The sequence below is a fragment of the Oryzomonas japonica genome (assembly GCF_008802365.1).
Classification (GTDB): Bacteria; Desulfobacterota; Desulfuromonadia; order Geobacterales; family Pseudopelobacteraceae; genus Oryzomonas; species Oryzomonas japonica.
In genome coordinates this window covers 70,428-87,381 of the sequence record NZ_VZQZ01000003.1, presented here as the reverse complement: position 1 = coordinate 87,381, position 16,954 = coordinate 70,428, and the positions used below count along the sequence as shown (strand labels likewise).

Sequence of the window (16,954 nt, the reverse complement as noted above, 5' to 3'; positions counted from 1 at the left end):
AAAGCGGCCGCCCCTCTTCCGTTTTGCCGCTACGACAATGGTATGCCTTGACTTAATCGGCGAATATCTGTAAGTTTATACTTTTACAATAGCTGTAAGGAGTTGAAATGAAACCACTCTTTTTAAATCCCCCCACCTTCGAGGACTTTGACGGCGGCGCCGGCGCCCGCTACCAGGCATCACGCGAGGTGACCTCATTCTGGTACCCCACCTGGCTCTGTTATCCGGCCGGGATGATTGAGGGGAGCCGCGTCGTCGACGCACCGGTGCAGCGTCTCTCCATCGAGGAGTGCCTGGCTATTGCCAAGGATTACGACCTGGTGGTCATGTACACCTCCACGCCGACCCTGAAGATCGATATCGAGACCGCCCGCCGCATCAAAGCCCAGAAGCCGGCAACCGTCACGGTCCTGACCGGCCCGCACGTCACCATCCTGCCGGAGGAATCCCTCAAGGCCGGCGCAGGCGTCATCGACATCGTCTGCCGCGGCGAGTTCGATTACGCCATCAAGGAGCTGTGCGAGGGGCGGGAGTGGGAGAGCATCGAGGGGATCAGCTTCCTGCGCGACGGCACGGCGGTGAATACCCCGGACCGGCCGATTCTGACCGATCTGGACGCGCTGCCGTTCGTGGCGCCGATCTACAAGCGCGACCTGCCGATCAAGGAATACGTCATTCCACACTTCAAGAGCCCGTATGTGGCGATCTACACCAGCCGGGGCTGCCCGGCCAAATGTACCTTCTGCCTTTGGCCCCAGACCTATTCCGGCCAGAAGATGCGCACCCGCTCCCCCCAGAGCGTCTTTGAGGAGGTCAAATGGATCAAGGAGAACCTCCCCGAGGTTCGGGACATCTCCTTTGACGACGACACCTTCTCGGCGGACAAGAAACACGCCCGCGCCGTAGCCGAACTGATCAAGCCCCTGGGCGTCTCATGGGTGATCAATGCCCGCGCCAACTGCGACTACGAGACCCTCAAGGTCATGCGCGACGCCGGCCTGCATCACGTCATCGTCGGTTTCGAGAGCGGCAACGCCCAGATCCTCAAGAACATCAAGAAGGGGGTCACCAAGGAGCAGGCCATCCAGTTCGTCAAGGATTGCAAAAAACTGGGGATCACCATTCATGGCGCCTTTATCATGGGGCTGCCGGGCGAAACGAAGGAGACCATTCAGGAAACCATCGCCTACGCCAAGATGCTGGATCTGGAGTCGATCCAGGTTTCTCTGGCCTCCCCCTACCCCGGCACCGAGTTCTTCGAGCAGTGCAAGCGGGAGGGCTGGATCGCCTCGGACGCCTACATCGACGACACCGGGCACCAGATGTGCGTCATCAACTACCCCCACCTCTCCAACGCCGAGATCTTCAAGGCGGTGGAAGAGTTCTACAACAAGTTCTACTTCCGGCCGAAATACATCCTGCGCAGTATCGGCAAGATGATCGTCAACGGCGAGGAACGCAGAAAGCTGCTCAAGGAAGGCAAACAGTACCTTGACTACATGCGCAAGCGCAAGCAGACAGCGCCGTAAAGCGCATCATACCGGCATGAAACAGCTCATCATCACCTCCGACGACTTCGGCCTCTCCCCCGGCGTCAATGCCGCCGTGGAGAAGGCGTGGCGCGACGGCATCCTGACCTGCGCCTCGATCATGCCCGGGGCAGCAGCGTTCGACGAAGCGGTGGGGATTGCCCGCCGCAACCCCGGCCTGCAGGTGGGCGTGCATCTGACCCTGGTCCAGGGTTCGGCCGTGCTGCCAACCGATAAAATCCCCGGTCTGGTGGATGAGGCGGGCGCCTTCAGGGACAACCCCGTGGCCGCCGGCATGCGCTATTTCTTCGACAAGGGGCTGTACAAACAGTTGCAACGGGAGATCGAGGCCCAGATCAGGCGCGTGAAGGATGCCGGTATCCCGGTGACCCACATCGACGGCCACCTCAATATCCATCTGCACCCCACGGTATTCGCGTTCCTCCGGGAGTTGATGCCCCGCTACGGCATCACCAGTTTCCGCCTCTCGCGGGAGCGCCTCATGCACAACCTGACCTTCAACCGCGAGCGCATCGCGGGAAAGGCCCTGGAGCGGGTCATTTTCGGGGCACTCTCCTCCCAAGCCCTGCCGGCGCTGAAGCGGCTGGGCATCCGCCATGCAGGGGAGGTCAAGGGGGTACTCAACTCCGGGCGGATGAACGAAGAGTACCTCCTCAACATCCTGGACGGACTGGACGAGGGGCTGACGGAGATCTACTTCCATCCCGGTTGCCTGCCGGACAGCGAGATCACCCGCCGTATGCCGGATTACCACCATGAAGACGAACTGGCAGCCATCACCAGCCGGCGGATCAGGCAGAAACTTGCTGCTTTAGAAATTGAATTGACCAATTATCGGGGAGACAGGAAACCGTATGTTTAAGACCGTGATTATCATGTTCATGGCGGTAAGCGCCGGAACCGTGGGCGATATCCTGCTGGCCAAGGGGATGAAGGAGATGGGGGACATATCGGCCATGAACCTGCGGGGCATCATGGATACCGCGTTCAGGGCGCTGACCACCCCCAAGCTCATGATGGGCACCGTCATGCTGGCCATTTTTTTCTTCCTCTGGTTGGCGGTGCTTTCCTGGGAGGACCTGTCGGTGGCGCTCCCCATGCAGGCCCTCAACTATGTGCTGGTGGCGTTCCTTTCCCAGTATTTCCTGCATGAAACCGTGACGCCCCTCCGTTGGGCCGGTACCGTACTGGTCTGCGTCGGGGTGATGATGATCACCAAAAGTGGCGGAGCGCAGTAGTGGCGCCGACAAAGGAGCATAACCATGCTTGACGGAAAGACTATCGGATTCATTGGCGGCGGCAACATGGCCGAGGCGATCATCAAGGGTCTCCTGGCCGGAGGCTTTTCGCCGGCCGCCATCATGGTGGCCGAGCCCACCCCGCTCCGCAGGGAGTTCCTCGCCAGCACCTACGGTGTGGAACTTCACGAGGAAAATCTTGACATTGCCCGCCGGGCCGACATCCTCCTCCTGGCCGTAAAACCTCAGGTGGCGGCCAGTGTCCTGGCCGGACTGGAACAGGTCATCTCGCCGGACAAACTGATCATCTCCATCATGGCCGGCATTTCGACCGGCTTTATCGAGGAAAGCTTCAACAACGGCGCACGGGTCGTGCGGGTGATGCCCAATACCCCGGCCCTGATCCAGGCAGCAGCCACGGCCATCTGCCCCGGCCGAAAAGCCACACAGCAGGATCTGGAGATTGCCCGTGAGATTTTCTCCCGGGTCGGCACGGTCGTCACCCTCGCGGAAAAACTGATGGATGCGGTAACCGGACTGTCCGGTAGCGGCCCGGCCTATGTCTTTGCCTTCATAGAGGCCTTAGCCGATGCCGGGGTAAAAAACGGCTTGCCGCGGGACGTTGCCGCCCAGTTGGCGGTGCAGACCGTGGTCGGTTCTGCCCGCATGGCAGCGGAAACCGGCGAGCACCCGGCACTGCTGCGGGAAAAGGTGACATCCCCCGGCGGGACCACCATCGCGGGCCTGCACACCCTGGAAAACGGACGTTTCCGGGGTCTTATCATGGACGCCGTGGACAGCGCCAGCCAACGTTCAAAAGAATTATCGGGAAAATAGTCCTTCCGTAAAGCAGAACGGGCGGCTCCAGGGCCGCCCGTTCTGCTTGTCTTCCCTATATCGGCGTTTCTCCAGGCATCCCCGTTCAAAACGCCCTTTTCAGGTTCACTCCGCCTCATCCCGTACAAACCGGAATGCCACCCCCTCGTCCGTGACCCGCACCACCCGCGCCTTGAGCACCGGCGGTTCCTTGCCCAGAACCAATCCGTTCAGTTGCAGGTGCATTTCGGCATCCACCGGTGGACGGGGCTCGAACGCAACGAGGACAAACGCCCCGCTATCGCTGAAGTCCCTGGTAACAGCCCGTTTGACCTGCTGCGTCGCGGGCCAGGTGACTTTTATATCCAGCGGGGCTTCAATCCGTTCGCTAATGCGCGTATTATCCATTCCCCATCCCGTACGGCCGCCCCTGTAAAGAGATATCGCCGCGGCCCCTTTCGAAGTGTTCTCTATTTCTGACCGGCCAACGGCCGGTTTCGCGGCAGGTTGACCTCGGGAGACAGGAGCAGGTGGGGAGGAATCTCCTGAGCACCCAATATCTTGACCATCCGCTCGAAACCACCCGCAATCGCACGTAACTCCACGTCAGGCAGGACTTCCAGCCCCCTCACGAGAAGCCCCTGGGCCACCTCCGGCGATGTCATCACAACCTGCCTGCCCGCGTCCGTCAGCCCGACATGCACCACCCGCCGGTCCTTGCTGCACCGTTCCCGTTCAACGAGCCCCCGTTTTTCAAGCCGGTCGACGATCCCGACGATAGTGGCGGGATGCAGGTACATCCTACGGGCCAGTTCCGATATCTTGATCGGCGCGTTTTCGGCAATCACCTTGATTGCCCACAATTGCGGGCCCGTCAGGCCGGTTTCCCGTTCAACCCTCTTGGATTGCTCGTTAACGACTTGAAATACGCGCCGCAGATTGTCGATAATTTCCGCGACCAAAGCGGGTGTTGGTTGCATACGGCTCCTTTTGCGCGGCCCACCCAGGGAAGAGAGGTTCAGGCCACACGGCATGTCGTCGTTCATGCTGGCGTTGATTATAAATGTCTTGACGCCCCTCGTCCAGACATGATGACGCTCGTATACCGACAACGGCGGCAACCGGGAAACAGGGGCGGTACGGGCTGCATCACTCCTTGTCGTTCGGCCCGGGGCCGCCGGCAGGCTTGTTAAGCGATTCATACAGGGCGATCTGCTCGGCGAGGGACAGTTTGCGACGGCAACAGGCGCTCCTGTTGCGACAGAGCCGGCAGCGGTCGTCGGAGCACCACTGGCAGTAGGTGCAATCGGGACAGGGATGCTTTTTCTCGTTTTCCCCGGTCATGGCAGCCTAGTAGACAACGTTCCGTTTGACGGCATTCCCCTCCAAAAGCCGGATGAACGCCTTGCCGCTGTCGGCGTTGATCAGCAGGTAGCGGGGGAGTTTCATGATCGGGTCGTGGGGCGTCGCATGACGGCGCTCAATGGTGAAGCTGGCCACATAGCCGGCCTCAACGGCCTTTTTGATCAGGTAATCGTCGTAGATGCCGAAAGGCCAGGCGAGCAGGTCAACCTTTGCGCCAAGCTCCGACTCGAGTTTGACCTTGGACTTCAGAAGCTGCGTCGTGACGAGCTTGTCATAGGCAGCACTGCTGAGCTTTTTCCGTTCTTTCTTGAAGTTCGGATGCCAGTAGGTATGGGACTGGATATCGAAGAGCCCCGTCTTCTTCAGTTCCCGCAACTGTTCCCAGGTCATGGCGTATTTTGCGTTGGAAATGGCGGAAGGGTAGGCAAAGACCGTAACCGGGTAGCCATACGTGCGAATAACGGGCAGCATGTAGCTATACACGGATTTATGGGCATCATCCGTAACAATGACCACCGATTTCGGTTTTGGAGCCGGGGCCTTGCCGCGGTAATAGTCCACAAGACGACGGAGCGGGATAACGGTATAACCGTTGTCGTGCAGGTATTTCATATGGGACTCGAATACCGGGGTCGTAACGGTCATGCCGTCGGCAACCGTGGGGCCGAAACGGTGGTAGAGCAGGATCGGAACGCGGAACTCTTCGGCGGCGGAAGCGGAAGGGGCGGCAAACCAGGAAGAAACGGCGATCAACAGACAGCATACGAAACGCAACAACAGCATACACAACCTTTCTGAAAAAAATTTGGCCGCCGGGGGGGGTCACCCCCTGACGATATACACGGAGCAGGGGGCGCTGCTTGCCACGCGGTGGGAAACGCTTCCCTTGAGGCGGCGCTGGATGAACCCCTTGCCCGAACTGCCGATAGCGATCACATCGATGTGCTCGCGCCTGGCAAATTCGATCAGTTTCTCGGCCGGTTCACCGTACTCGACGATCATCTCCAGGGGAATATCGTGCTCGGAAGCACTTTTCTCGATGACGTAAAAGATGCGGCGGCGCAGATCGTCCCACTGTGCCGTCTCGGTGACCGGGGCGGAGGGCACGAAATCGGTGTAGGTTGACGTCGGGGAGTTGGGCAACACCAGCATGGCATAGATGTGGCTCTTGAACTGGCTTTTGTTGCCGGCGGCAAGTCTGACCGCTTCTTCGGCCGCCTTATCCGATTGCGGCGAACCGTCGATGGCGACGAGTATCTTTTTTCTCAGGTTCAGCATGCCGCACCCCGCATGTTTTATTCATACCCATTTGTCAGGGAAAGACTTCTCACCCCTTATTAGGAATATAATGCAATTTTTAGGACTTGACAATTATAAAACATTATTCTACATTTATGTCGATCTATCTTTTTTTCAGCAGTTTTTTGAACAGGTTAGATTTTTTCATTAAATTTCACGATCTTGTTTCCACCTTTTTTTCATTATACATCTAACGAAACAGGGTACCGACCATGGCAAAGAAAGAAAAAGCGGAATATCTCATTCAGGCCGTCTCCCACGCCCTTGACCTGCTGGAGCAATTCCACGGCGAAACGGACGAGTTGGGCGTCACCGAACTCAGCAAACGCTTGAAACTGCATAAAAACAACGTATTCAGGCTTCTTGCGACGCTGGAGGCACGGGGTTACATCGAGCAGAACCGTGTAACCGAGAACTATCGCCTCGGCCTCAAAACCCTGGAACTCGGGCAGACCTTCATCCGCCAGATGGGCCTTCTGCGTCAGTCGAAACCGATTTTGGAAGCCCTGGTCAAGGAGTGCAACGAGACCACCTACGTGGCGATCCTCAAGGACTTCAACATCATCTACCTGGATGCGGTGGAGACCGACATGACCGTCCGCGTCGTCCCGCGGGTCGGCTCAAGGCTGCCGGCCTACTGCACCGCCGCGGGCAAGGTTCAGATCGCCCATATGAGCGATGAGGAGTTGGAAAACTACCTCCCTCCCAAAGAGATCAAGCAGTACACAAAAAATACCGTCACCGACCGCGACCTCCTCAAAAAGCAGTTGAAGACCATCGCCGAGCAGGGCTACGCCATCGACAACGAGGAACTGGATGTGGGCGTCAAGTGCGTCAGTGCGCCGATCCGCGACTATACCCGCCGGATCATCGGCGCGGTCAGCATCTCCGGTCCGTCCATGCGCTTCACGGACGAACGACTGGAAAAGGAACTCATCCCGCTGGTGACAAAGGCCGCCAAGGAGATATCCTCCAAGCTCGGTTTTCAATAACGACACCAACCATCATGTCCACAACGAGGGCGGCTTTCAGGCCGCCTTCTTCGTTTCCGCTTGAAGATATGCCCGTCGTTGGCTACTATTGCCGAAAACGCCGAGGTACGAACATGCCGACCTATAAAGTGATCGAACTGGGTACCGTTACCGAAGAGGCCATCGAGGAGACGCTCAACGAATGGAGCGCCAAGGGATGGCGCTTCGACAGCATGCAATTTGCCATGCGCGAGTCCAGCCGGAGGCCGAGCATGGCCTTTGTGCTGTTCACGCGGGAACAGGCGGAGAAAAACGCACCATGAACAGCCACGACGACACCCTCTACCTGATCGATGGTTCCTCCTACATCTACCGGGCTTATTACGCCATCCGCCACCTGTCATCTCCCAGCGGCCATCCGACCAACGCCATCTACGGCTTCATTCAGATGTTGCTCAAGTTGATCAAGGATCACGATCCCAAGCAGTTGGCGGTGGTCTTCGATGCCGGCAGGATCACCTTCCGCACCGAAATGTACCCGGAATACAAGGCCAACCGGGCCGCCATGCCGGATGACCTGCGCCAGCAGGTCGGCCCGATCCGCGAGGTGGTGCGCGCCTTCAACATCCCGGCCCTGGAGTTGGAGGGGTTCGAGGCGGATGACATCATCGGCGCCCTGGCCGCCCGTTACAGCGCCAATGGCGGCCGGGTCGTGGTGGTGACCGGCGACAAGGACCTGATGCAGATTGTGACGGAAAAAGTCACATTGCTGGACACCATGAAGGACAAGCGGTCGGGTCTTGCGGAGGTGAGCGAGCGCTTCGGCGTCGTGCCTGATCTGGTGCCGGACATCCTCGGTCTGGCCGGCGACAGTTCGGACAACATCCCCGGCGTACCGGGCATCGGTGAGAAGACCGCCATCAAGCTGCTTCAGGAGTTCGGCACCCTGGATGCCCTTTTGGAACGGGCGGGCGAGGTAAAGGGAAAGAATGGCGAAAAACTGCGGGAATTCCGCGACCAGGCGCTCCTGTCGCGCAAGCTGGCCACCATCGAGCGCAACGTACCGCTGGAAATCAACCTGGATGAACTGACCGCCCGGGAACCGGACACCCCGGCCCTGAACGCCTTTTTCAAACAGTACGGTTTCACCACCCTGATCAAGGAGATGACCGGTCACGCAACCCTCTCCAGTGAGGGGTACCGGACCGTCACCGCGGCCGGGGAACTGGAGGCGTTGGCCGCGGCCCTGGAGCAGGCCGGCGAATTCGCCTTTGACCTGGAGACCACCAGCCTCGACCCGCGCCTGGGCGAGATCGTCGGCCTGTCGTTCTCCTTTCGCGACCATGAGGCCTACTATATCCCGGTGGGGCACATAGCCGCATCCCCCTCCCCGTCTCTTCCCGACGCGGAGGGGACGTTGTTTGCGGCGCACTCTCAAGCCGGGGAACAGGGCGAGGGTGTCGCCCCGCTTGCCCCCGATCAGCTCCCGCGGGACCGGGTGCTGGAACGCCTGCGCCCCCTGTTCGTAAATCCCGGGCTGCGCAAGGTCGGCCAGAACATCAAGTTCGATATGCAGGTGCTGGCCAACAGCGGCATTACGGTCGCGGGCGTCTGGTTCGACACCATGCTGGCCTCCTATGTGCTCAACCCGGCCCGGAGCGGACACGGCCTGGACGCCCTGGCCCAAGAACACCTCAACCACCGCATGATCAGCTACAGCGAGGTGACCGGTACCGGCAAGGGACAGAAGAATTTTTCCCAGGTGGCGGTGGAGGCCGCCTCCACCTATGCCTGCGAAGATGCGGACGCCACCTGGCTCCTGCGGCGCAAATTCGAACCACAACTGGCTGAAACCGGCCTTGAACAGCTTTTCCATACCATAGAGATGCCGCTGGTGACGATCCTGGCCGATATGGAAAATTACGGAGTATTGCTCGACAGGGAGATGCTGAAGGAACTTTCCCGGGACTTTTCAACGCGCCTTGCGGAACTGGAGGGGCAGATCTTCGCCATCGCCGGCGCCCCCTTCAATCTCAATTCTCCCAAGCAGCTGGGCGAGGTACTCTTCGAACGCATGGGGCTGAAAACCGGCAAGAAGACCAAGGGCAAGACCGGCTGGTCCACGGACAACGAGGTGCTGAGCGCCCTGGCCGAGGAGCATGAGGTCGCCCGCCTGATCGTGGATTACCGGGGCCTGACCAAGCTCAAGTCCACCTACAGCGACGCCCTGGAGCGCCTGGTCTGCCCCAGGACCGGCCGGGTGCACACCTCTTACAACCAGACCGTCACCGCCACCGGACGGCTCTCGTCCTCCGATCCCAACCTGCAGAACATCCCGGTCCGCACCGATGAGGGGCGCCGTATCCGCCACGCCTTCATCGCCCCGCCGGGGCACGTCATCCTCTCGGCCGACTACTCCCAGATCGAACTGCGCGTACTGGCCCACCTCTCCGGCGACCCGGTTTTCTGCCACGCCTTCGCCCACGACGAAGACATCCACACCCGCACCGCGGCCGAGGTCTTCGGCCTGTTCCCCGAGATGGTCACCAGCGAGATGCGCCGCCAGGCCAAGACCATCAACTTCGGCATCATCTACGGCCAGGGTGCCTTCAGCTTGGCAAAGCAGTTGGGCATTGCCCGCAAGACGGCCGAGGAGTTCATCGCCGCCTACAAGGAGCGCCACAGCGGCGCGGTCGGCTTCCTGGACTCCTGCATCCGCCAGGCGGAAGAGACCGGATACGTCACAACCATCCTGGATCGGCGGCTTCCCATACCGGATATCCACAGCACGAACGGCAACGTGCGGGCCTTCGCCCAGCGCAACGCCATCAACTACCCCATCCAGGGCTCGGCGGCCGACATCATCAAGAGCGCCATGATCCGCGTGGACGGACGGATACGGGCCGAGGGGCTGAAGAGCCGCCTGACCATGCAGGTGCATGACGAACTGGTCTTCGAGATACCGGAGGAGGAACTGCTCCCCATGGAACGCTTGGTGGAGGAGGAGATGTCCCGCGCCGTGGAGCTGAAGGTGCCGCTCAAGGTGGACATCAGCTATGGGAAGAACTGGAGCGAGGCGCACTAGCAGGTTGTTGAAAAATAGCCATCTCGCAGCCGTCCTCGAAAGCCCTTTTGTGACTGAGGCCTTTGGCCTCACCCTTCGGGCGCCTTCGCGGTCCAATTCAGCAAGCTGAATTGTGCGGCGTAGCGCTGCTACGCCTCCGCAGGGCCTTCTGCGGAGGCAACGATCTGACTATTTTTGAACAACCTGAGGTTTTCAACAGCCTGCGAGAGGCGGCAACGGCACCCTGCGCGCATTGCTGTCGGGATAGGGATACTCCATGTGCCGGGCCGTGGCCCGCGCCACCTTCTCGCCGTGGTAGCGGGCAACCACCTTGAGCGCCATGTCGATCCCCGCCGAGATGCCGGCTGACGTGACGACCCGACCGTCCTCCACCACATGCTGGCCGTATTCCACCGTCACGGCGGGAAACGAGTCGCGCATCCAATCCAGGGAGCGCCAGTGGGTAGTGGCGTGCAGCCCGTCGAGCAGGCCGGCAGAGCCCAGCAGCATGGCCCCGGTGCAGACCGAGGCCAGCGTTTCCACCTCGGCATTGCGCTCCCGCAGCCACTGGAGCATGGCCGGATTGCCCAGTTCCCTGCGGGTGCCCCAGCCGCCCGGCACGACCAGGACATCCAACCGGGGGCAGGTCGAAAAGGTGGCGTCGGGCGTGACCCTCATCCCCCCCGGGGTGGTCACGGTACCGCTTTTCTCGGCCACCAGCAGCAGTTCGAAGGGGGAAGGCTCCTCGCGCCGCTTCGCCTCGTCACGCCGCACCGCGGAAAAGACCTCGTACGGTCCGCAGAAGTCGAGCACCTCAACGGCGTCGAACAACACGATCCCCACCCGTTTCCTCTCCATGAGTCCCTCCCGCTCTCCCGTGGTGTGATTACGGCTACTTGCTGCCGTGGTGCTGTCCCTTCTGTGGAGCCAGGAACACGATCTCCTGCTTCAGGCTCTTCCCCTGCCGTTCGACCAGCACCACCCCGCGGTCGCCGGGATGTTTCCGCTGCACGGCATAGGTCAGGTCGAAATTTCCCGTCAGGGGTTCGCCGTCGAGGGCGAGCAAGATGTCCCCCGGCTGCAGGCCGGCCCGTTCGGCATTGGAGCCGGGCAGCACCCCCTTCACCGCCAGACCGCGGCCACCGGGCGCCGGCTCGATCATCACGCCGAGGCGGAGCCCTGTTTCGGGCAGGTCCTCGTAAGCCTGGTACACCAGAAAATCGTACGGCACCATGGGGAAATCGGGGACCGTGACGTTCATCAGGCGATCCTGTTTGTCGGGCGGGATGTCGAGTTCCTTGCCGCCGATGATGACCGAGGAGGCGGGGAGACGGCGGAATACCCGGCGCGGGATGCCGAAGCCGCTGCTGACATGATCACCACCGGCGACCACCAGCAGGTGTTTGTCCCTGCCGGCCGGGCTTGCCAGGTAGCGGGCCGCGGATTCGGCCATGGTCTCGTCCCGCAGGGTCTGGGCGCGGATAAAGCCATCGATCGCCATCCCCCCGTGGCTGTGATCGCCGAAGATGGCCGTTACCAGGCCGCGCTGGTAGGGATCGGTCAGGTCGAGTTCCGGCAACTGGGCCCGCTCGGCCGGGCCGAGCTGTTCCGGGGCCGTGCTGCGCACCGCCTTCACCAGGCTCTTCTCGGCATCCAGGGCGATGACCGGGAGGTGCCGTTCACGGGCGAGGTTCAAAAGGTCACGGTAATAGGCAAAATCCATGTTCCAGTTTTCGAACCAGCGGGATTCTTTGAGAAAGGCCTTTTCATCCAGCTCGCCGGCAACCCAGCGGTCGAGGGCCGGCTGTTGGGAACGCACGAACATCTCCATGCCCAGTGCCAGGCGGCCGGGATAGCGCTCGGCGAGAGCTTGGAGGACCTGTAGTTCCAGGCGGTGGGAGGCGGGGTTGTCATGGGTCTCGCCGACGTAGACGATACGCGCGTCCGTGGCCACGGCCAGCATCTGGGCCGGGCTGACCAGGGTGCCGGTCGGCAGATGGACGATCTGGCCGATACGGGGCGGCGCCGTGAGCGGATAAGGATCCTGGGGGTCGCCCATCACCTGCCTGCCGACGGGGGCACAGGCGGTCAGGGCGAACAGGCTCAGGGCGACCACGGAAACCAATGGAGAGAAACGGACCATGCTGCCTCCTCGTGAGAAAGGGGTACGTGAACTTTTTTCTTGCCTTGTGTCTTGGCCTAGAATAAATAAATCCATCCCACATTTCAACAGATCAATAGGCCGTCCATGCATGCCGAAAAACTTCAGGCCATTGTCCTCTCGACGCTCGATTACGGCGATAGCGACCGGATCGCGTCGCTGTTCTCCCTGGAGCATGGCCGTATCAAGGCTTTTGCCCGCGGTGCGCGCACGAGCCGCAAGCGTTTCGGTGCGGCGCTGGAGGCCTTTGCCCGCATCGAGGCCCAGGTCCGGGTCAGGGAGGGGCTGGCAGGGCTGCAACAGGCCGAGATCGTCACCATCTACCCCCGCATCCGCGGCGACCTGCCAGCCATTGCCCATGCGCTCTATGCCTGCGAGGTGGTGGAGGCCATGACCCCCGAAGGGCATCCCCTGCCGCGGCTCTACCGCTTGTTGGCCGCCTATCTGGACCGCCTGGAAGCGGAAACGGCGGCCGATGATAGCGACCGCCGTTTCTTTGAAATCAACCTGTTGAACATCCTGGGCTATCGCCCCTCGCTGGAGAGTTGTCCCCGCTGCGACACCCCCTTTGGCACTGTCGGCGCACTTTTGCAGGAGAACGGCGAACCGGTGTGCCGGGCCTGCGCCCCGACCGGCAGGCCGCTGCATCCCTCAGCCCTCAAAGCCCTGGGCGCCTGCATGGCAACCGGCACCTTCGGCAAGGTCGTCTTTCCGCCCGATCTCCTGACGGAAGGGGGGGCGCTTCTGGATCGAGCCATCGCCACCCATGCAGGACGCCGGTTGAAGAGCCTGGAGTTTCTGGGACAGGTCACTCCTTAGTCCTGTCCTCCTTCTTCCTGCCGTCCAAAAGGGCGCGCCAGCAATACCCGGCCGCAAAACCGCCCACCGCCCCCGCCAGCAGGAACACGAACAACTGTATATCCCCCTCGCCGGTGTCGATCAGCGGCTTTCTGGCCTCGCGGCCATGTTCCCGGGCGATCTTCTGAACAACGGTTTCATCGATCCCCTGCCACTGTTCCACTGCCGGGGAAACCGTTGCCATTGACCACAACAACACGCTTATCATGATGATGCGTCGTTTCATCGTTTCCCTCCATCGACTCCCGCCAAAGCGGTGCGGGCGAGCAGGTCCGGGCGTTTTTTGCGCAACAGGGAGACCATGCCGGCGGTGATGACCCCTTCGATGATCCCCAGGGGCAACTGGGTGGGGACGAACGCCAGGGCGATCTTGCCGGCCAGGGGCCAGAACGGGCTTGTCCCCCGGATACCGGCCGCCAGGATCATGGCGGTCGTGGCGTAGGTGGCCCAATCGGCCAGGAGTCCGGCCACGAAGGCGGCCGCAACCGGCCCGGCGCCGCAGGCGCGCACGCCGCGAAACACGATGAACCCGGTAAAGGAACCGACAACCCCCATGGCAAAGAGATTGGCACCCCAGGTGGAGAGGCCGCCATGGGAGAGAAAGAGCGCCTGGATCAACAGGGCGACCGCCGCCACCACCACTCCCATGGCCGGGCCGAGCAGAATCGCGGCCAACCCCGTGCCGCAGGGATGGGAACAGGTCCCGGCGGTCGGCACCGGCACCGGCATGCAGGAGATGACGAACACCACGGCCGCCACCATCCCCACCAGCGGCTTGCTGGACAGGTCCTGGGCCGAACGGCGCGCCAGGCTGCGCAACCCCAGGGCCAAAAAGGGCGCCGACGCGGCAAACCAGACCGCTGCCCAGGAAAAGGGCAGAATCCCCTCGGAGATGTGCATGGCAAATGAAGAGGACGGCAGAAGAACGACAGGCAGGCAAACGGACAACAACAGTAACGCAGGGTGTTTCATGATACGCTCCCTTCCCCACGGTCGGAGTGCTTATGCGACTTCCAGCCAGGTCTCCTGACTCGGGGATCGTCCCGTCACCGCGCCTTCCCATCCTTCACGGACAGTGGCCTCCTGCGGTGACAGTCCCCCCTTACAGTTGCGGGGCAGCGCCGGATTCGCACCGGCTTCCCTTGGACCGGAAGCAGTTTCGATTTTGTAGCACGGCAACAGGCAAAAGACAACCCGAATCCGGCCTGAAGAGCGGATCGAGCGCCACGCCGGGGTCCAGCGCCGCCCATGAAGTATCATGCCGAGGGGGGAGGCGCCATGAGGGGTGTCACGGGTTCGGGGATACCTCGGTTCTTCCGCAGATTTTGTGGGCTGCGGGATCTCCCCGAAGCCATAGCAGCAACCTGAGGAGCGAAGGGGCAGGGATTCCCGTGGGTCGCCCAACCCGATTAAATGCTGATTGATCCCTTCTCCCTGAGCCACTGCTGCAAAAACTCGATGCAGACCCGCACCTTCGCCGATTCAGTCAGACGCAAAGGGTAGACAGCCGAAATGTTAGCTTCCTGAAAAAATTCGGGGAGTACCCGCACCAGGCGCCCCTCCCTCAAGTCCCCCGCAATGTCCCAAGTCGATCGCAAAATGATGCCGTGTCCGTCCACAGCCCACTGGTGAACAATTTCACCGTTGCTGCACGATAGCGGCCCGGACACCCTGACCGTTTCCACCCCTTTCGGACCTTGCAGCCGCCAGACCCCGAAACTCTGATCACGCTCGCGGATGACGATGCAGTCGTGACGAGCCAGGTCAATGACTTCTGCCGGCATGCCGCGACGCTCCAGGTAGGACGGCGCGGCACAGAGAACTCTAGAGTTCTCGGCGATTCGCTTCACGATCAAGTTGGGCGCCGAATCGCCCCCTACTCTGATATCGAGATCGAATCCTTCGGCGATCATATCCACCGGACGGCTTAGTAGTTCCAATTCAATGCGCAGCAAGGGATAAAGTATGGCGAGTTCGGAGAGAGCAGGAGCGAGTTTTTTGCGTCCAAAGCCGGAACCGGTAATGATGCGCAGTGATCCCCTCGGGGTCGTCTTTGAGGTGGTGACCGACTCGACCATCTGCTCCACATCCTCCAGAATCCGCTGCGCCCAGCGGTGCACCGTTTCCCCGTCTTGTGTCAGGCTCACGCGCCGGGTGGTGCGGTGCAGTAGGCGCACCTTCAGCACGTCTTCAAGCAGCGCTATCCGCTTGCTAACATAGGCAGGTGAGGCTCCCAATTCGGTTGCCGTGGCAATGAAACTCATGTTGCGCACCACGGCGCAAAAGAGTCGCATGTCATCAATAGGAGGCAGATTATTCACGTTTCGTGTCCTTTATATGCATACAATATCTAATTATCTTTACCCTGAAAAGTGCTATTTCTACTTCAAATGCTAATTCCACTTCAGGGTTTCCTATGGCGCCAAATTCACCATTCGTAACCCAGACTCCTGGAGACAATGATGAAAAATCACAGAATCGCAGTAATACCAGGTGACGGTATCGGCGGGGAAGTCATGCCTGAAGGTCTTCGTGTGCTGGAGGCTGCAGCGGGGAAGTTCAATATCGAGATCGAGTTTACCCATTTCGACTGGTCCTGCTCCGACTACTACCTGAAGCACGGACAGATGTTGCCGGCCGATTGGTTCGAGACGCTGAAACCTTTCGATGCTATCTATTTCGGCGCTGTCGGATGGCCGGAGGTGGTGCCCGACCATATCTCCCTTTGGGGATCGCTTCTGAAGTTCCGTCGGGAATTCGACCAGTATGTGAACCTGCGACCGGTGCGACTGATGCCCGGGGTCCCCTGCCCCCTGGCTGGCCGTAAGCCCGGCGATATCGACTTTTACGTCGTCAGGGAGAACACCGAAGGGGAATACTCCAAGATCGGCGGTATGATGTTCGAGGGGACGGAGCGCGAACTCGTCCTGCAGGAATCAGTCTTTACCAGAACGGGGGTAGATCGCATTCTCAGGTTCGCCTTCGAGCTGGCAAAGAACAGGCCGAAAAGACACCTGACCGCTGCCACCAAATCGAACGGTATCGCCATCAGCATGCCCTACTGGGACGAACGAGTGGCATTGATGGGAGGGGAGTTCCCGGAGGTGAGTTGGGACAAGTACCACATAGACATCCTCACGGCACGGTTCGTCCTGACCCCGGATCTTTTCGACGTGGTGGTGGCTTCCAACCTGTTTGGAGATATCCTTTCGGATCTCGGTCCCGCTTGTGCTGGAACTATCGGCATTGCACCATCCGCGAATTTAAATCCCGACCGTCTCTTCCCTTCGCTCTTCGAGCCGGTCCATGGTTCAGCACCCGACATCGCCGGCAGGAATATCGCCAACCCAATTGCCATGGTCTGGTCGGGAGCAATGATGCTCGATTTCCTAGGGAACGGCGATCCTCGCTACCGTGCCGCACACGATGCCATCATCAGCGCCATTGAAGCTATCCTGGTCGATGGTCCGCGCACCCCCGACATGGGGGGACGTGCCACCACAGTTGAAGTAGGCGCGGCTATCGCTGCGGCGGTCTGACGAAGTCCCCTGAACTCTCCTGTCTGGACGAAGGCCTGCTGAGAGTTGCCGCCTTTATTTTCCTCTGCCGGCCATAACAAAGAGTATCGCATA

General features: G+C 60.6%; 17 protein-coding genes, 1 pseudogene and 1 riboswitch. Of the genes and pseudogenes, 9 read left to right on the top strand and 9 right to left on the bottom strand.

Annotated elements, in window-relative coordinates; genetic code table 11:
• Window positions 1-107 precede the first annotated feature (107 nt).
• Genes hpnJ through proC form a run of 4 tightly spaced genes read left to right on the top strand, consistent with a single transcriptional unit; the run spans window position 108 to window position 3,625 of the window.
• Window positions 108-1,529, top strand: a complete 1,422-nt coding sequence (gene hpnJ / locus F6V25_RS06155) for a hopanoid biosynthesis associated radical SAM protein HpnJ (RefSeq protein ID WP_151127743.1) — start codon at window positions 108-110, stop codon at window positions 1,527-1,529.
• A gap of 16 nt (window positions 1,530-1,545) precedes the next feature.
• Window positions 1,546-2,412 carry a hopanoid biosynthesis-associated protein HpnK gene (gene hpnK / locus F6V25_RS06150; RefSeq protein WP_151127742.1) on the top strand — a complete coding sequence of 289 codons (867 nt, stop codon included), beginning with the start codon at window positions 1,546-1,548 and terminating at the stop codon, window positions 2,410-2,412.
• Complete coding sequence (locus tag F6V25_RS06145; protein ID WP_149306742.1) at window positions 2,405-2,788, top strand: EamA family transporter; 384 nt, start codon at window positions 2,405-2,407, stop codon at window positions 2,786-2,788. The genes hpnK and F6V25_RS06145 overlap by 8 nt, the downstream gene beginning before the upstream one ends.
• A 24-nt stretch (window positions 2,789-2,812) precedes the next feature.
• A complete protein-coding gene (gene proC / locus F6V25_RS06140) occupies window positions 2,813-3,625 on the top strand; it encodes a pyrroline-5-carboxylate reductase (RefSeq protein WP_151127741.1) in 813 nt (270 codons plus the stop codon).
• 105 nt (window positions 3,626-3,730) lie between these two features.
• On the opposite strand, the gene F6V25_RS06135 is transcribed toward proC, so the two are convergent.
• The 5 genes from F6V25_RS06135 to F6V25_RS06115 all read right to left on the bottom strand — a co-directional run bounded on the left by F6V25_RS06135 (window position 3,731) and on the right by F6V25_RS06115 (window position 6,247).
• Window positions 3,731-4,012: a PilZ domain-containing protein gene (locus F6V25_RS06135; protein ID WP_151127740.1), complete on the bottom strand. Its 282-nt coding sequence runs from the start codon at window positions 4,010-4,012 to the stop codon at window positions 3,731-3,733.
• 62 nt (window positions 4,013-4,074) lie between these two features.
• Entirely contained in the window at window positions 4,075-4,584 is a 510-nt protein-coding gene (locus tag F6V25_RS06130; RefSeq protein WP_151127739.1) for a MarR family winged helix-turn-helix transcriptional regulator, read from the bottom strand.
• A 169-nt stretch (window positions 4,585-4,753) separates the two neighbouring features.
• Entirely contained in the window at window positions 4,754-4,948 is a 195-nt protein-coding gene (locus F6V25_RS06125; protein ID WP_151127738.1) for a hypothetical protein, read from the bottom strand.
• 6 nt (window positions 4,949-4,954) lie between these two features.
• Window positions 4,955-5,752 (bottom strand): polysaccharide deacetylase family protein, encoded by a 798-nt coding sequence (locus F6V25_RS06120; RefSeq protein WP_151127737.1) that lies wholly within the window; start codon window positions 5,750-5,752, stop codon window positions 4,955-4,957.
• 39 nt (window positions 5,753-5,791) lie between these two features.
• The gene (locus F6V25_RS06115) at window positions 5,792-6,247 is read right to left on the bottom strand and encodes a universal stress protein (RefSeq protein WP_151127736.1); all 456 of its coding nucleotides are present in this window, start codon (window positions 6,245-6,247) and stop codon (window positions 5,792-5,794) included.
• A 233-nt stretch (window positions 6,248-6,480) separates the two neighbouring features.
• Here F6V25_RS06115 and F6V25_RS06110 point away from each other — a divergent pair, with 233 nt between their 5' ends.
• The 3 genes from F6V25_RS06110 (at window position 6,481) to polA (ending at window position 10,324) form a co-directional block, all read left to right on the top strand.
• Window positions 6,481-7,260 (top strand): IclR family transcriptional regulator, encoded by a 780-nt coding sequence (locus F6V25_RS06110; protein WP_151127735.1) that lies wholly within the window; start codon window positions 6,481-6,483, stop codon window positions 7,258-7,260.
• A 113-nt stretch (window positions 7,261-7,373) separates the two neighbouring features.
• Window positions 7,374-7,562, top strand: a complete 189-nt coding sequence (locus F6V25_RS06105; RefSeq protein ID WP_151127734.1) for a DUF4177 domain-containing protein — start codon at window positions 7,374-7,376, stop codon at window positions 7,560-7,562.
• On the top strand, window positions 7,559-10,324 hold the full coding sequence (gene polA, locus F6V25_RS06100; RefSeq protein ID WP_151127733.1) for a DNA polymerase I: 2,766 nt from the start codon (window positions 7,559-7,561) through the stop codon (window positions 10,322-10,324). The genes F6V25_RS06105 and polA overlap by 4 nt, the downstream gene beginning before the upstream one ends.
• 192 nt (window positions 10,325-10,516) lie before the next feature.
• On the opposite strand, the gene F6V25_RS06095 is transcribed toward polA, so the two are convergent.
• Window positions 10,517-11,161 carry a DJ-1/PfpI family protein gene (locus F6V25_RS06095; protein ID WP_151127732.1) on the bottom strand — a complete coding sequence of 215 codons (645 nt, stop codon included), beginning with the start codon at window positions 11,159-11,161 and terminating at the stop codon, window positions 10,517-10,519.
• A 34-nt stretch (window positions 11,162-11,195) separates the two neighbouring features.
• On the bottom strand, window positions 11,196-12,446 hold the full coding sequence (locus F6V25_RS06090; protein WP_151127731.1) for a ChaN family lipoprotein: 1,251 nt from the start codon (window positions 12,444-12,446) through the stop codon (window positions 11,196-11,198).
• Window positions 12,447-12,551: 105 nt separating this feature from the next.
• On the opposite strand from F6V25_RS06090, the gene recO reads away from it, so the two are divergent.
• On the top strand, window positions 12,552-13,283 hold the full coding sequence (gene recO, locus F6V25_RS06085; protein WP_151127730.1) for a DNA repair protein RecO: 732 nt from the start codon (window positions 12,552-12,554) through the stop codon (window positions 13,281-13,283).
• Here recO and F6V25_RS06075 read toward each other — a convergent pair.
• Together F6V25_RS06075 and F6V25_RS06070 are read right to left on the bottom strand one after the other, a co-directional pair.
• A pseudogene (locus F6V25_RS06075) lies at window positions 13,273-14,294 on the bottom strand (energy-coupling factor ABC transporter permease). The gene recO and the pseudogene F6V25_RS06075 sit on opposite strands and share 11 nt — an antisense overlap.
• A gap of 26 nt (window positions 14,295-14,320) precedes the next feature.
• Window positions 14,321-14,489, bottom strand: a riboswitch (cobalamin riboswitch).
• A gap of 242 nt (window positions 14,490-14,731) precedes the next feature.
• Window positions 14,732-15,643, bottom strand: a complete 912-nt coding sequence (locus F6V25_RS06070; protein WP_151127727.1) for a LysR family transcriptional regulator — start codon at window positions 15,641-15,643, stop codon at window positions 14,732-14,734.
• A 138-nt stretch (window positions 15,644-15,781) separates the two neighbouring features.
• Here F6V25_RS06070 and F6V25_RS06065 point away from each other — a divergent pair, with 138 nt between their 5' ends.
• Complete coding sequence (locus tag F6V25_RS06065) at window positions 15,782-16,861, top strand: tartrate dehydrogenase (protein ID WP_191966093.1); 1,080 nt, start codon at window positions 15,782-15,784, stop codon at window positions 16,859-16,861.
• Window positions 16,862-16,954 lie beyond the last annotated feature (93 nt).